General features: G+C 63.3%; 10 protein-coding genes. 5 read left to right on the top strand and 5 right to left on the bottom strand.

The window, feature by feature from the left end:
* Positions 1-26 precede the first annotated feature (26 nt).
* The 4 genes from ACVOMB_RS10420 to ACVOMB_RS10405 form a co-directional block, all read right to left on the bottom strand.
* Positions 27-1,115 carry a glucokinase family protein gene (locus tag ACVOMB_RS10420; protein WP_481531101.1) on the bottom strand — a complete coding sequence of 363 codons (1,089 nt, stop codon included), beginning with the start codon at positions 1,113-1,115 and terminating at the stop codon, positions 27-29.
* A gap of 653 nt (positions 1,116-1,768) precedes the next feature.
* Positions 1,769-4,078 (bottom strand): beta-N-acetylhexosaminidase, encoded by a 2,310-nt coding sequence (locus tag ACVOMB_RS10415; RefSeq protein ID WP_481531100.1) that lies wholly within the window; start codon positions 4,076-4,078, stop codon positions 1,769-1,771.
* 361 nt (positions 4,079-4,439) lie between these two features.
* A complete protein-coding gene (locus ACVOMB_RS10410) occupies positions 4,440-7,133 on the bottom strand; it encodes a TonB-dependent receptor (protein WP_481531099.1) in 2,694 nt (897 codons plus the stop codon).
* A 91-nt stretch (positions 7,134-7,224) separates the two neighbouring features.
* On the bottom strand, positions 7,225-8,244 hold the full coding sequence (locus ACVOMB_RS10405; protein ID WP_481531098.1) for a glucokinase family protein: 1,020 nt from the start codon (positions 8,242-8,244) through the stop codon (positions 7,225-7,227).
* Positions 8,245-8,613: 369 nt separating this feature from the next.
* Here ACVOMB_RS10405 and ACVOMB_RS10400 point away from each other — a divergent pair, with 369 nt between their 5' ends.
* Genes ACVOMB_RS10400 through ACVOMB_RS10380 form a run of 5 tightly spaced genes read left to right on the top strand, consistent with a single transcriptional unit; the run spans position 8,614 to position 14,278 of the window.
* The gene (locus ACVOMB_RS10400; protein WP_481531097.1) at positions 8,614-9,903 is read left to right on the top strand and encodes a sugar MFS transporter; all 1,290 of its coding nucleotides are present in this window, start codon (positions 8,614-8,616) and stop codon (positions 9,901-9,903) included.
* Positions 9,904-9,946: 43 nt separating this feature from the next.
* Complete coding sequence (locus tag ACVOMB_RS10395; protein WP_481514481.1) at positions 9,947-11,023, top strand: LacI family DNA-binding transcriptional regulator; 1,077 nt, start codon at positions 9,947-9,949, stop codon at positions 11,021-11,023.
* A 6-nt stretch (positions 11,024-11,029) separates the two neighbouring features.
* On the top strand, positions 11,030-12,058 hold the full coding sequence (locus tag ACVOMB_RS10390; RefSeq protein WP_481531096.1) for an SIS domain-containing protein: 1,029 nt from the start codon (positions 11,030-11,032) through the stop codon (positions 12,056-12,058).
* Positions 12,058-13,200: an N-acetylglucosamine-6-phosphate deacetylase gene (gene nagA, locus ACVOMB_RS10385; protein WP_481531095.1), complete on the top strand. Its 1,143-nt coding sequence runs from the start codon at positions 12,058-12,060 to the stop codon at positions 13,198-13,200. The genes ACVOMB_RS10390 and nagA overlap by 1 nt, the downstream gene beginning before the upstream one ends.
* Positions 13,201-13,210: 10 nt before the next feature.
* Entirely contained in the window at positions 13,211-14,278 is a 1,068-nt protein-coding gene (locus ACVOMB_RS10380) for an acyltransferase family protein (RefSeq protein ID WP_481531094.1), read from the top strand.
* Between the two features lie 172 nt (positions 14,279-14,450).
* Here the strand turns inward: ACVOMB_RS10380 and ACVOMB_RS10375 are convergent, their stop codons facing one another.
* On the bottom strand, positions 14,451-15,671 hold the full coding sequence (locus ACVOMB_RS10375; RefSeq protein ID WP_481531093.1) for a multifunctional CCA addition/repair protein: 1,221 nt from the start codon (positions 15,669-15,671) through the stop codon (positions 14,451-14,453).
* Positions 15,672-15,898: the final 227 nt, after the last annotated feature.

The raw sequence follows: 15,898 nt of genomic DNA, 5'->3' as shown, positions 1-15,898 counted from the left end.
ATGCCGGCGGATTGGCCGGTTTTTCTTCAGTGGGAACCCGTGCACGAGCTGACAGCCCCATGCACCTGCGGTACTGCCGAATTCGACGCGACGGGTTCAATTTCCCTGCGTCCCAGATACCAACTGGCGGCGCCGATGACGCCCAGTTGCCCGTGCTCTACCAGCTTCACGGGAATGCGCTGCAGCGCCTCGCGCATTGGCCCCTTGTTGAGGAAGCGCTCGGCGAAGCTGCTGTTCAAAACGAATTGGCTGATTTTCGGCAGGATGCCGCCAGCCAGGTAGATGCCGCCCTGTGCGCCGTACAGCAGTGCCATGTCACCGATGGTGGAGCCGAGGATCGCGCAGAAAAGCTGCAGCGTTTCCACTGCCAGCGGGTCGCTGCCATTGCAGGCGGCGGCGCTGATCGCGTCGGGTGAGCGGTGCACCGCGGCGCGGTCGCGGACCACGCACAGGGCGTTGTAAAGATTGAGCAGGCCGGGGCCCGACAGTGCATGTTCAATGGCGACATGGCTGCGCCCCTGCAGCATCTGCTGCAGCACGGCCATTTCCAGTGGGGTGCTGGCGCTGAGCGAGGCCTGTCCGGCTTCGGTGGCCAGCACCATCGAGCGCGAGCCGTTGGGGATCCACAGTGCAGCGCCCAGGCCGGTGCCGGGGCCGACGATCAGTGCCGGACCTTCCGTGGCCTCGGCAGGACCGCTCAGGTGCAGCGACTGGCTGGCATCGATGTGTGCGGCGGCATGTGCCACGGCCTCGAAATCATTGACCAGGTGCACGGCCTCAAAGCCGAGGTCATCGCGGATGCGATTGCAGGACAGTGGCCATGGCAGGTTGGCGGAAATAACGGTGCCGTCGGGCAACGCGTAGCCGGCGCTGGCAATGGCGCATTCGCGCACTTCGCTGCGGTCGACGGGGAACTGGGCAAGGATCGTGCTCAGGTCCGGGTAGTCGGCGCAGCGGTACTGCCGATAGGCCAGCAACTGCAGCGGTGCGGCAGGGTGGGTGCCGGGCTGCACCAGACCCACGCGGACGTGAGTACCACCCACATCAGCGGCCAGCAGCGGCGCGGCAGATGCGGGAGTGGTCAGCTTGGCTGTTGGATTCCGGCTGGCAACCACGCACGTCCCCTGGAAGTTGGCGCGACACCTGTGGTGGCGTTGCGGCATGCGGAGTGTCATGGCTTCGTGACAACGATGTCAAGGCGCACTGCAAAAAATTTTCACTCTTTACCGCCTCTCGATGGTGCTTATATATCAATGATTTCAGTGGTTATTTTTGTTTCAAATGAAATCCATGGGGACTTCGGCATTGAATTTACCGGGGCTGCAGAAGTCCCGTGAAATTTTTTGGCACGCTAGGGAGTCTGTGGGAGCGGCGTCAGCCGCGAAGCCAGCGGCCATGAAATGGCGGACTTTCATGTACCCCCGGTAGGCAGCGGGCACTGGTGAGCCGGCGAACAGGGCTTCTGCCGGCTGTTGGATCAGTGGCTTCGCGGCTGATGCCGCACCCCCAACCCACCAGTGCAGGCGAGTGCCCTTTGCAGGAGCGGCGCCGGCCGCGAAGCTGATAATAATGAAATCAGAGTTTTCATCTCTCTCAGGCAGGGGAGATGGGTAAGCCGGTGAGCGGCGCTTTTGCAGGCCGTTACATCAGTGGCTTCGCGGCTGACGCCGCTCCTGCAACTTCCAGAATTTCTACCGACTCAGGCGGCAAATAGCAGAAGGCCACCGCATGCGGTGGCCTTCCGGGTTACATCAAACCGCTGTGTGGATTACTTGACTGGCTCGAGCTTGATCCAGTCCAGCGTCCACATGGTGGGGCGGGTGTCGCCAGTGAAGCGCACGCACAGGTCGCCGCGGCTTGCCGGTGCGCTGATTGCGGCGTCCAGTTCCAGGAAGCCATCGGCATCCGGTTCGGCCGGCAGCGGTACCGAGGCCAGCGGCTTGCCTTCGCAGTTGGCCAGGATCTCCATTTCACCGTGGGCGGTACGCGCCGGGGCGAACTTGCGCGAAGGTTCGTCATGGGCCAGCTGGAAGTTGTACGGAATACGACCGGCGCGCACCTTGATGCCGGTGACGTCCGACAGGTCAACATCGCTCCACAACCAGCACGGGTTGAAGATGTTGACGTTGAACACTTCGCGCTCGCCTTCGGCCGGGCCGTCGTCTTCCAACCGCAGCAGCAGCTTGCCGCCATTCGGGCACAGGCCGAGCTGGGTGTCCTCGCGGGTCAGCAGTGAGGCGGCATCGAGCTTGAAGGTCTTGGCCGCAGCCAGCGGCTTGCCGTCGAAGAACGCAGCCGTCTGTACCTGCACCGGCACCTTCAGCTGCAGCGGTTGTGCGTACAGCGGTGAGCTGGCGGTGACTGCGCTGCCATCCAGCGTGTAATGCACCGGGTAGCCCAGTGGATTGTTCAAGCTGACCTGTACCGCGCCAGTGCGGTGTTCGCCCTTGTCCAGCATATCGACCTGGAACGGCGTCTTCGCATAGGCGATGTTCATCGCCTGATAGCGCTGCAGTTGCTGCGGCAGGCGCTGCAGGAAGTTGCCGAAGTTGCGCTTGTCCTGCGGGCTCCAACCGGTTTCGGCGACCGCGGCCAGGCGTGGGAACAGGTTGTGCTCCAGGTTCTGGTCGTTGCGGGTGTGCTCGTTGAACATGTTGGCCTGCAGGCCAAGGATGTGCGAACGCTTGTCGGCAGCAAGCGCCGCCGGCACCGGTTCAAACTCGTAGGCTTTCTGCAGGGTGATGGTGGTTGGGCGACCCGGCGGTTCGTTCGGCGAATCGGTCTGCAGGTAGTCCATGTACATGTGGGTGACAGGCGACATCACCACATCGTGGCCCTCGCTGGCGGCCTTGAGCCCGCCTTCGGTGCCGCGCCAGGACATCACCGTCGCTTCCGGCGGCAGGCCGCCTTCGAGGATTTCATCCCAGCCGATCAGGCGGCGGTCGTGTTGCTCGAGGAATTTCTCCAGACGCTTGATGATATGGCTCTGCATTTCCATTTCATCTTTCGCGCCCAGCTCGCGCATGCGCTCCTGCACGCGCTTGGAGGCGATCCACTGGTCCTTGACCGCTTCATCGCCGCCGACATGCACGTACTTGGACGGGAACATTTCAATCACTTCTTCCAGCACGTTCTCCAGGAACTGGAAAGTGCTTTCCTCGGTGTTGAACAGATTCTGGAAAACGCCCCACTGGTTGTCGATAACCAGCTTCTGATCGGTGGTGCCAAGTTCCGGGTAGGCAACGATGGCGGCGGTGGCATGGCCGGGAACGTCGATTTCCGGGATTACCTGGATGTGGCGCTCGCCCGCATAGGCGATGATTTCGCGGATCTGTTCCTGCGTGTAGTAACCGCAGTACTGGCGCGGCTGCCCGGTGGCGGCGTTGCGGCCGGCATCACCCAGCGCCACGCGGCAGCTGCCGACTTCGGTCAACTTCGGGTAGCGCTTGATCTCCATGCGCCAGCCCTGGTCGTCGGTCAGGTGCCAGTGGAAGGTGTTGAGCTTGTGCTGCGCCATCGCATCGAGCAGCTTCTTGATCTCGTCCATGCTCTGGAAGTGGCGTGCCGAGTCCAGCATGAAGCCACGCCACGGAAAGCGCGGGGTATCGGCGATGGTGGCCGCAGCAACGTGGCCCGGGGTGTTATCGGTCAGCAGTTGGGCGGCGGTGACAGCACCGTAGAACAGGCCGACGTCATCGCCGGCGCTGATATCGATGCCGGTGTTCGATACCTTCAGTGCATAGCCTTCGGCGGTGTTGAGCGCCGAAGGATCGAGGCGGAAACGGATCTGCGCCTTGCTGGCGTTGTCGGCGACGGCCAGGGTCGGACCGCCGTTCTGCCTGAGCAGGGTCACGAACTGTGCGGCGGCGCGGCGTGCTGCCTCGTCGTTGCCACCGACGCGGGCGGAACTCTTCAACACGAAGTCCTTGCCGCCGTCAGCCTGGTAGCTGGCGGGCAGGGGGACAAGCGAAGGGGCGGAGGTGGTGTCAGCGGCCTGCACCTGCAGGGCGGACATGCCCAGCAATACGCAGCTGCTGAGCCACGGCGCGCGGCTGCGCTTGTGGAAGGACTTCGTCATGGGCGGAGCTCCTGTCTGTGCTTGGGCGGCAGTGTGTAGTGCCGCATCGATCTTGTGTAGTGCCGAGCCAAGCTCGGCAAGGTGTTGTTCTGTAGTGCCGAGCCATGTTCGGCAACGCTGTGGCTTTCTGTAGTGCCGAGCCATGCTCGGCAATGCCCCTGCTACATGTAGTGCCGAGCCATGCTCGGCAGAGGCGTTACCGGTAGAGCCCCTGCCGAGCATGGCTCGGCACTACAAGAAGAGCTGAAGCGAAACCAATGCCGAGCATGGCTCGGCACTACAAGAAGCAAAAAAAACCGGGCCCGGAATGATCCAGGCCCGGCGGGTCACGCTAACCGGCGATGTTGCGTGCCGGGATGGATCAGTACTTGAAGCGGAAGTTCAGGTAGTACTGACGACCGTTCTCGTAGAACGCGCTCGGGATGCTCGTGCTCTGGTAGTACTTCAAGGTCGGGTTGTTGAGGTTCAGCGCGTCGAAGCTGATGCTCATCCAATCCGTTGCCTTGTAGCTCAGCGACAGCGACAAGGTGCCGAAGTCATCCTGGTAGTACGGGCTCGGCCCCTTCAGGCCAATCAGGAACGCCGAACGGTAGGTGTAGCTGACACGTGCGCCGAAGGTGTCGTTCTCGAAGTAACCGCCCACGTTGTAGGTGTTCTTCGAGGTGCCCAGCAGGTTGTTGCTGCCGTCCGCCCAGGTGTGCGAGGTGCTGCCATCGGCGTAGGTGTAGTTGGCATTGACGCCGAAGTTGTCACCGATCGGCTGCTCATAGGCAACTTCAACGCCAGTGACCTTGCCGTTGGAGTTGACCGGCACGGCGACCTGGTAGGCCTCCAGCTGGTTGGTCAGCTCGCTGTAAAGCATCTGCGTCTCGGTGCCGAAGGCCACATAGTCCTTCAGGTTCATCGAGTACGCACCCACCGACAGCATGCCGCGCGGCATGAAGTACCACTCCAGGTTGGCATCGAAGTTGGTCGACAGCACCGGGTTCAGCTTCGGATTGCCGCCGCCGCCAACGCGGCTCAGGTCCGAACCCCACGAGGACGCGCCCAGTGCCGAGAAGTCCGGCAGGGTCTGAGTCTGCGAAGCGGCGAAGCGGAACACGAGGTCATCGCTCATGTCGAACTTCAGGTTGGCGCTGGGCAGGATGCGGTCGTGCTTGTTGTTGAACGACAATGCCTTCCACATGCCGAACAGGCTGCGGACATCGGCATTGGCGGCATCGCTGACGGCCTGGTAGGTGTTGATGTCCTGGTCGATGTTGACGTAGCGCAGGCCCACGTTGCCGCTCCAGCGGTCGCCAACGAAGTTGGCCTGCACATAGCCAGCGAAGTTCTTCTCGGCAACCTTCCATTCGGCGCCGTAGTTGTGGCGACCGGACGGACCGTCGTTGTTGGCCAGCCAATCAGAGTTCTTGAGGATTGCGTCCTTCAATGCGGCCGGGGTGAAGTACCAAAGATTGCGCGGGAAGGTGCCACCGATGCCGCCGGCAAAGCCACCCGGGAAGTTGGCGGTGGCGCCGTTCTTCAACGAGGACCAGATGTCGCCCGGGCTTGCGCCTTCCGGCGACTGGGCTTCGCGCTTGTGGTCGGCATAGCGCACACCGAAGTCCACCGAGCTCAGCGTGCCAACGTCGAAGTACTGGCTGAAGTCGGCGGTGAACCACTTCTCCTTGTCTTCGGCGGTGACTTCCTGGTTGCCCCAGGTGCCGAAGCTGGTGACACCGGCCGGGCTGATGTCGCCGCCGACGTTCCAGTCGATCGGTGCGCTGTTGCCGTGGGTGCTCCAGCTGGCGCCGCCGCCGTTGGCTGCGGTCACTTCAGCGATGAACTGACGCGGGGTCGAGCCGGTGCCCTTGGTGCTGCCGGCCTGGAACTTGGCGTTGAGCTTGTCGTTGATCTGCCAGTCCGCGTCGGCAGTGATGTAGCTGCTCTTGGCGGTGGCTTCGCGGTAGATCATGTCGTACACCGCGTAATCACGGCCGGCCTGACCTGCGAAGTTGGCGTTGGTCAGTACGCCATCCTTGATCACGTAGCCGGGATTCGGTGCCTGACCAGGACGGGTGACAACACCGTTCTTGTCTTTGACGTCGTTCATGATGGACGAGCCCCACAACATGAAGTTGCGGTTGTAGTTGTTCGCATCCATCTTCGAGCTGAAGCCTTCCAGGCCCAGCGTCAGGTTGTCCATCGGCTTGAATTGCAGCGCGACCAGGCCGCCCTTGCGCTCACGGGTCTGTTCGAACAGGGTCGAGCCCAGCAGGCTGGGGGCATAGACGCCGGCCAGATCCGGATTGCTCTGGGCAACAGTGCTCGTCGGGTCGATCTGGAAGAAGCCCGACGGGATTTCCTGCGCTTCACGGCGCAGCTCACGCTTCTGGCTGAAAGCCTGCACCATCACGCCGAAGGTGTTGTCCTCGTTCTTGTAGTTGAACAGGCCCGACAGCTGCGGATCATTGGACTTGGCCGAATCCGAGCGCACTGCGCCGATCGAGGCTTCGGCGGTGATCTGCTTGGAGAATTCCAGCGGCTTGCGGGTGATGATGTTGACGGTACCGGTGGTGCCGCCGTCCTGCAGCTTGGCCTGCGAGGACTTGTTTACTTCCACCGAGCGGACCAGCTCGGACGGCAGCAGGGTGTAGCTCACGCTGCGGCCGACGTTGCTGCCCTGGCTCAGCACGAACCAGTCAGCCGAGCCGACAGTGTGGCCGTTGATCAGGGTCTGGGTCAGGCTCGGGCTGGTGCCGCGCAGGCTGACGCGGTCGGCTTCGTCGAAGCCGCCTTCGTCGGCCGAGGACGAGCTGATGTTGACGCCCGGCAGACGCTGCAGGGTGTCGGCGACGTTATGCGCGGGCAGCTTGCCGACGTCTTCCGCGGTGACCACTTCAACGCGGGAGTTGGCTTCGCGCTTGGTGTCCAGCGACTTTTCCATCGAGCCACGGATACCGGTGACGGTCACGGTGTCCAGGTCGGTGGCGGTTTTTGCGGCTTCCTGCGCGTGTGCGCTGAAGGCGAGGCAGCTGACGATGGCTGCCGAAAGCATTGTCTTGCGATGCATGTTGTCTCTCCTCAACATCAAGATTGATTGGCACTGCGTGCCGCGTTACTACGGGTCCTGCTGGTGGATCTGTTGCTTATGCTGCTGACGGCTACGTGGCCGACTTTTCCAGATACCAACTGGCGGCGCCGATGACGCCCAGTTGCCCGTGCTCTACCAGCTTCACGGGAATGCTTTGCAGCGCCTTGCGCATCGGCCCCTTGTTGAGGAAGCGTTCGACGAAGGTGCTGTTCAAAAGAAATTGGCTGATCTTCGGCAGGATGCCGCCGGCCAGATAAATGCCGCCCTGCACGCCGTAGAGCAGGGCCATGTCGCCGATGGTCGAGCCTAGGATTCCGCAGAACAGCTGCAGGGTCTCCACGGCCAGCGGGTCGCTGCCATCGCAGGCGGCGGCGCTCACTGCATCGGGGGTGGTGTGTACCGGCGCAACGGCGCGCACCGCGCACAGTGCGTTGTACAGATTGAGCAGGCCGGGGCCGGACAGCGCCTGTTCGATGGAAACATGCGGACGGTCCTGCAACATCTGCTGCAGCACGGCCATTTCCAGTTCGGTGGTGGCGGCCAGCGAGGCCTGGCCGGCTTCGGTGGCCAGGACCACCGAGCGGTTGCCGACCGGAATCCATACCGCCGCACCCAGACCGGTGCCGGGGCCGATCACCAGGGTCGGTCCACGTTCGGCTTCGGTCGGGCCGGTCAGCTGCAGCACCTGGCTGGCGCTGATGTGGCCGGCGGCGTGCGCGACTGCTTCGAAATCGTTGACCAGGTGCACGCCGGCAAAACCAAGGTCGTCGCGGATGCGATTGGACGACAGCGGCCACGGCAGGTTGGCCGAGATCACCGTGCCATCCGGCAATGCGTAGCCTGCGGTAGCGATCACGCAATGCTCGACCGGCGGGTTGTGGCTGGCGAAGTCGGACAGGATCGCGCTGAGGCTGGGGTAGTCCGCGCACCGATACTTGCGGTAGGACAGCACGTCAATTGCGGGGTCGTTTGCGGCCGCCGCCCGGATCAGGCCGACGCGAACGTGCGTGCCACCCACGTCGGCGGCGAAGAAGGGCCGGCTGGCGGGGTCAAGGCGGGTGGTCTGCAGTGGGGGGACGACAGCTGTCACTCGGTTTCCCTATGGCGAGGCGGAGCGCCCGGAAGGGCACCATTGGGGGGCGAGTCTGTAATCGTTCTGACAACGATGTCAACGAATAATTGAAACTTTCGATGTTGCGCCGCAGCGCGTCTGCGCAAACCTTACGGCGCCTGCATTTGTTGCATCCGATAGCGTGTAGTGGCTGAACTTGCAGGGTTTTACGCCGAAAGCCTGATCCTTCCGGGCTTGTAGGGCATTCCTGATGATTCATCGGAATAGCCCTGCGTTGTCGCGTTGTTGACAAACTTGTCCGCAGCAAACCATAAATGTGACAACGTTGTTCCCACGTAATCGCCGGACGGCCTCGATCCGTCTCCCGCATCCGCAGGAGCTTTGCCCATGTCTGCTGTTCCCGTCTCGACGCCGCGTACCAGCATGGCGTCGTCCATTGCCATCGTCGGCGTGTTGTTCTTCATCATCGGCTTCTGTACCTGGATCAACGGCCCGTTGATCACCTTTGTCCGCTTGGCCTTCGACGTAAACGAGGTGTCAGCGTTCCTGGTACTGATGGTGTTCTACCTGTCGTACTTCTTCCTGGCCCTGCCGGCCTCGTGGATCCTCGGCCGCACCGGCATGAAGAAAGGCCTGGCGCTTAGCCTGGCGGTGATGGCGGTTGGCGCGATGGCGTTCGGCGAGTTCGCCACGCAGCGCTGGTTTGGCGGTGCGCTCGCCGGCCTGTTCGTGATCGGTGGCGGCATGGCCCTGCTGCAGACGGCGGTCAATCCGTACATCAGCATCCTCGGCCCGATCGAAGGCGCCGCGCAGCGCATCGCGCTGATGGGTATCTGCAACAAGATTGCCGGCATCCTTGCGCCGGTCGTGATCGGCACTTTCGTGCTGCATGGCATCGGCGACCTGGAAAGCCAGGTGCAGGCGGCCGACGCCGCCACCAAGGCTGACCTGCTCAATGCCTTCGCCGCAAAAATCCACACTCCCTACATGGTGATTGCCGGTGTGCTGCTGCTGGTTGCAGTCGGCGTGCTGTTCTCGCCGCTGCCGGAAGTGCAGCCGGACCAGGCCAATGCCGTGGCCAACGACGGCAAGGCCGCCAAGCGCAGCATCTTCCAGTTCCCGCACCTGTGGCTGGGCGTGATGTGTCTGTTCGTCTACGTCGGCGTGGAAGTGATGGCCGGCGACGCCATCGGTACCTACGGCAATGCCTTCGGCCTGCCGCTGGACCAGACCAAGCTGTTCACCTCCTACACCCTGTTCGCGATGCTGGTGGGCTATGTGATCGGCCTGTTGGTGATCCCGCGCTTCATCTCGCAGGAAAAATACCTGGCGGTGTCAGCGGTGCTGGGCGTGGTGTTCACCCTGGGCGCGTACTTCACCCACGGCTATGTGTCGGTCGGCTTCGTTGCCGCGCTGGGCTTTGCCAACGCCATGATGTGGCCGGCGATCTTCCCGCTGGCGATCCGCGGCCTGGGTCGCTTTACCCAGATCGGCTCCGCGCTGCTGGTGATGGGTATTGCCGGCGGCGCGATCATCCCGCAGGCCTTCGCCCTGCTCAAGCATGCGTACCCGGAGCACTTCCAGCTGGTGTTCGCCGCACTGATGATCCCCTGCTACCTGTACATCCTGTACTTCGGCACCGTAGGTCACAACGCGGGCAAGGCACGTGGCGCCTGAATCAAGCATCATGGCGGCAATCGAGCCAACGCGGGAACCGGTAATGCGTAGACCCACCATCAAGGATGTCGCCGAGCGCGCCAAGGTCTCATTGAAGACCGTCTCGCGGGTGATCAACAACGAGCCTTCGGTGATGCAGGCCACCCGCGCGCGCGTATTGCGCGCGGTCGCCGAGCTGGACTATGAGCCCGATCCATCCGCGCGCAACCTGCGCAGCAACACCACCTTCGTGATCGGGCTGGTGTACGACAACCCTAATCCGTACCACATCATCGGGGTACAGAATGGCGTGTTGTCGGCCTGCCGCGAGACCGGCTTTGGCCTGCAGATCCATCCCTGCGATTCAACCTCGCCGATGCTGGCCGAGGAGCTTGCCGACTGGGTGCAGCGTTCGCGCCTGGCTGGACTGGTGTTGACCGCGCCGATGTCCGAGCGGCCGGAACTGGTATCCGCGCTCAATGCGCGCGGCATCAAGACCGTGCGCATCATCGCTGCCACCGAAGACCCGGGCGATGGCCCCTGCGTGTTCGTTGACGACCGCGATGCTGCCTACGAAATCACCGAGCACCTGATCCAGCTTGGCCATCAGCGCATCGGCTTCCTGTGGGGCGGCACCTCGCACCGTAGCAGTGGCGAGCGTTATGCCGGCTACGAAGCGGCGCTGAAGGACTACGGCATTCCGCTGGACAAGCACCTGGTGATTCCCGGCGATTACACCTTTGATGATGGCTTCCGTGGTGCGCGCCGCCTGCTGGCGCTGCGTGAACCGCCTACCGCCATCTTCGGCTCCAACGACGAAATCGCTGCCGGCGTATTGGCTGCGGCCAATTCGGCCGGCTTGAACGTGCCTTATGACCTGTCCATCGCTGGTTTCGAGGACAGCCCGTTCTCGCGGCAGTCGTGGCCGGCACTGACCACCGCCAAGCAGGCCACCGGCGACATCGCTCGCCATGCCGCGCGTTTGTTGATCAGCCAGCTGCGCACCGATGCCTACGAAGACAGCCCGGCACAGCTGCAGAACCAGGGCTTCGTACCGCAGCTGGTGGTACGTGGTTCCACCGCACCGCTGCGCCAGCAGCCGTCGCGACCTCCTTCATCTCCCCCCGACCTATCCGAGTAACGATCCATGGCACTGCCGAGTGAAACCGAAACCCTGATGTTCAACGAGGCTGCGGAAAGCGCCTCTGTCATCGCCGCCCAGTTCGCACGTAACCGCGACGTGGTGCAGGCCCTGGCCGCCGACCTGCGCCAGAACCCGCCACCGTTCGTTGTCACCTGTGCCCGTGGCAGTTCCGATCACGCGGCAACCTATGCCAAGTATCTGTTCGAGACCCAGCTTGGCCTGGTCACCGCCTCGGCGTCGCCGTCGGTGGGTTCGGTGTATGAAGCGCCGCTGCAGCTGCGTGGCGCGCTGTACATCGTGATCTCGCAGTCGGGCAAGAGCCCCGATCTGCTGCGCAATGCCGAGGCCGCCAAGGCCGCCGGCGCGCGCGTGGTGGCGCTGGTCAATGTCGAGGATTCACCACTGGCACTGCTGGCCGAAACCGTCATTCCGCTCGGCGCTGGCGTCGAGCGTAGTGTTGCCGCGACCAAGAGCTATCTCGCCTCGCTGGCGGCGATCCTGCAGCTGGGTGCGTACTGGAAGAACGATCCGGCGCTGATCGCCGCACTGGACGCATTGCCGGCCGCGATGTCCGAGGCTTGGGCTTGCGATTGGACGGCGGTGACCGACGGTCTGGTCGATGCGCACAACCTGTTCGTGCTCGGCCGTGGCCCCGGCCTGGCTGCCGCACAGGAAGCCGCATTGAAATTCAAGGAAACCTGCGGCCTGCACGCAGAAGGCTATAGCTCGGCCGAAGTGAAGCATGGCCCGATGGCGCTGGTGGGTAGCGACTTCCCGGTGCTTGCCTTTGCCCAGCCCGACGAAACCGGTGCCGGCACCCGTGCCGTGGCCGAAGAGTTCGCCGCACGCGGCGCGCAGGTATGGCTGACCGGCGAGGGCGGCAATCTGCCGACCGCCAGCGCGCCGCACCCGCTGTGCGCACCGCTGCTGACCATCCAGAGCTTCTACCGCGCGATCAACGCGCTGGCGCTGCGCCGTGGCAACAACCCGGACCTGCCGCCGCACCTCAACAAGGTGACGGAAACCGTCTGATGAAAACCGCGCTGCGCAATGGCCGGGTACTTGCCGGTGAGAACTTCCGTGACGATGTCGCGGTATTGATCGAAGACGGCCGCATCACTGCGGTTGTCGCCAGCGATGACCCGGCGGTTGCCGCGGCCGATGCGCAGGTGGACCTGGGCGGCGGCTGGCTGCTGCCCGGCTTCATCGACGCCCAGGTCAATGGCGGCGGCGGTGCATTGTTCAACAACCAGACCGACGTCGATGCACTGCGCACGATGGTGGCTGGGCATCGCCGCTACGGCACCACCGGCATGCTGCCGACCCTGATCAGTGACGACGCCGAGGTGATGGCGCGTGCAGTGCAGGCGACCCGCGAGGCAATCGCCAGCAAGGTGCCGGGTGTGCTCGGCATCCATCTGGAAGGCCCGTATATCGCACCGGCACGCAAGGGCACGCACGATGCAGGCAAGTTCCGCGTGCCGGATGCCGATGAAGTACGCATGGCGACGGCGCTGGATAACGGCGTCACCCTGATTACGCTGGCACCCGAGCGCGTGCCGCTGGCGACGATCCAGCAGATGGTTGCCAATGGTGCCATCGTTGCTGCAGGTCACACCGCCGGTAGCTATGACGAGATCCGCGCCGGTCTGGACGCTGGCATCACCGGTTTCACCCATCTGTACAACGCGATGTCACCGCTGCAGGGGCGCGATCCCGGCGCGGTCGGCGCGGCGTTGGAAGATGCTGACAGCTGGTGCGGCGTGATCGTTGATGGCGTGCACGTGCACCCGGCCAGCCTGCGCGTGGCGCTGGCGGCCAAGCCGCGTGGCAAGGTGTTCCTGGTCACCGATGCGATGCCGATGGTGGGCTCGGACAACCCGGCGTTCGAGCTGTATGGCGAAACCATCACCGCCGTTGATGGCGTGGTCCGCAATGCCGCTGGTGCCTTGGCTGGTTCGGCCCTGGACATGATCACTGCCGTGCGCAATACGGTTGGACTGCTGGGTTTGTCGCTGGCCGAAGCTGCGCGCATGGCATCGACGTATCCGGCACAGTTCCTGGGCCTGGATGATCACTACGGGCAGATCGCGGTCGGCTACCAGGCTGATTTCGTATTGCTGGATGCCGACCTGCAGGTGCAGGCCACCTGGATTGCTGGTCAGCGCGACTGAGTTTCAGACCATGAACAAAGCCATCCGTTATGCCTCGGTAGATGCCCTGCGTGGCATCACCGTGGCGGCCATGCTGCTGGTCAACAACCCCGGCAGCTGGAGCTATGTCTACGCGCCATTGCGGCATTCGGAATGGAACGGCTGCACACCGACCGATCTGGTGTTTCCGTTCTTTCTGGTGATCGTCGGCGTGTCCATCGCGCTGGGCGTGGTGCCGCGGGTGGAGCAGGGTGCTGATCGCGGTGCGTTGACGAAGACGGTGCTGATCCGTGCTGCACGCATTCTGGGTTTGGGCCTGGTGCTGCACTTTCTTGCCTGGTGGTGGCTGGATCTGCCGCACTACCGGCCGTGGGGCGTGCTGCAACGCATTGGCCTGTGCTTCGCGCTTGCGGGCATGGCGGCTATCTGGTTGAAACCGCGGCTGCAGTGGCTGTGCATCGGCGTGTTGTTGTCTGGCTACGCTGCGCTATTGGTGGCAGGTGGCTCGTTGGAGCCGTGGCTCAATCTCAGCAGTCGCGTGGATACGGCATTGTTCGGAACGCTGCTGTATCAATACGATCCGGTCACGGCGCATGGTCACGATCCAGAGGGCATGGTGTCCACCTTGGGTGCACTGGCTTCGACCTTGCTGGGTCTGCGTGCCGGTGCGTTGCTGCGACAACGCCCGTGGCGACTGCTGCCTGCTGCCGTGTTGCTGTTGGTTGCCGGTGGCCTGTGGGCGCAGTGGCTGCCCTTGAACAAGAACCTGTGGACCTCGTCGTACGTGTTGTGGACCGGTGGCTGGGCGTTCGCAGGCCTGTGGCTGGCGCACATCCTGATTGATTGCCGACAATGGCCGCCACTGGGCCGCCGCTTCGGCGTCAACGCGATCACTGCCTATGCCGGTTCTTCGGCGATGGTGTTGGCGATGATGGCCACCGGCAGCTGGAACTGGCTGTGGGAACACCTGTTCAATCGCTGGCTGACCCCAATGGGCGGCGCACAGTTTGCCTCGCTGGCGATGGCGTTGAGTTTCGTGGCGATCTGGTGGTTGCCGATGGCGTGGATGGACCGACGCAGGATCTACCTGAAGATCTGAGGTTGCCGTTTGTGGGTTTGTGGGTTTGTGGGAGCGGCGTAAGCCGCGAAGCTGGAAATCCGAAAGCGCGCGGCAGATCGTGCAATTGCATGCTGCGAAGCTGCTGTTGGATTGTCAGCTTCGCGGCTTACGCCGCTCCCACAAGATCCTTCGGCCGAACAGTGGCCGACGTTCAGCGCGCTGCGCCGATCGCCTTGATGCGTGCCTTCTTCAAGGCTTCACCGATAGCTGGACCTTGCAGGCCTTCAGTGGCGATATCACGCGCATTGATCGCCAGCGCGGCCGCGTGCATACGCTGCAGGGTTGCCCGTTGCGGGTATTCGCTGTCTTCGAAACCGAGCCGGCCACGTTTGTCGCATTCGCAGACCAGTGCCATCTGCGCGATACGCTCGGGGCGACGGAAGCCGTCGCAGCGTTGGATCAGCTCCAGCACGGTGGCATCGCGCAGTTCGTCGATGCGGTGCACGTTGAGGTGCTCGCGGCAGACCGCTTCGGCCAGCTGGCGATGATCGAGCGGAATCTTCAGGCGCTCGCAGAGTTGGGCCAGCGGCTTCAGGCCGCGCTGCTCATGCATGATGTGGCGCGGCAGTTCGTCGGCCGGGGTCAAGGCCTTGCCCAGATCATGGGTGAGCGCGGCGAAACCGATCAGGTCATCGCCCGGCGCCAGCTGTGCGGCCATGTCGCTGACCATCTCCTGGTGCACGCCGGTATCCACTTCTGGATGGAATTCGGCACGTTGCGGTACGCCGTACAGCGCGTCTACTTCCGGCAAGATCACCGCCAGTGCGCCGGTATCGTGCAGGCAACGGAGGAAGGAGGAAGGTTGTTTCATGGTGAGGCTGCGCCGCAGTTCCTGCCAGATACGCTCCGGCACCAAGGCATCGAGTTCGCCGCTGGCGGCCATCTCGCGCATCAACGCCGCGGTTTCTGGGGCCAAAGTGAAACCCAAGGGCGCGAAGCGGGCCATGAAGCGCGCCGCACGCAGCACCCGCAGCGGATCCTCGACGAAGGCCGGGCCGACATGGCGCAGCACCCTTTGCTCGATATCGCGCACACCGCCCCAGGGGTCAACCAGCTCGCCGGTTTCTTCGTCACGGGCAATGGCATTGATGGTGAAGTCGCGACGCTGCAGATCCTCTTCCAGCGACACCGAAGGATCGGCATCGACCACGAAGCCGCGGTAGCCGCGGCCGGATTTGCGTTCGGTGCGTGCCAGCGCATGTTCCTCACCAGTAAGCGGATGCAGGAATACAGGGAAGTCCTTGCCCACGGCCTTGAAACCGTCCGCCTCCATCTGCGCTTGAGTGGCGCCGACCACCACCCAGTCACGGTCACCGGCCTGCAGGCCGAGCAGGGAATCGCGGACAGCGCCGCCGACGAGATAAGTCTTCATGCGGTCATGATAAGTCGGATGAGGCGTCACACATGTAGTGCCGAGCCATGCTCGGCAGCAATGCATCGTTTTGTAGGAGCGGCGTAAGCCGCGAAGCTGGCAATGCTGGAAGGCCTCAAAAGCCAACCCCTCCCTAACCCTCCCCTTCGCTGCGCGAAAGGGAGGGGGCTGTAGTGCCGAGCCATGCTCGGCAGGGGCGTTACCAGCAATGCATCGTTTTGTAGGAG

The organism is Stenotrophomonas sp. STEN018, assembly GCF_056760235.1.
Note: the sequence above shows the minus strand (reverse complement) of the source record. Positions and strands in the feature narration are given on the sequence as shown.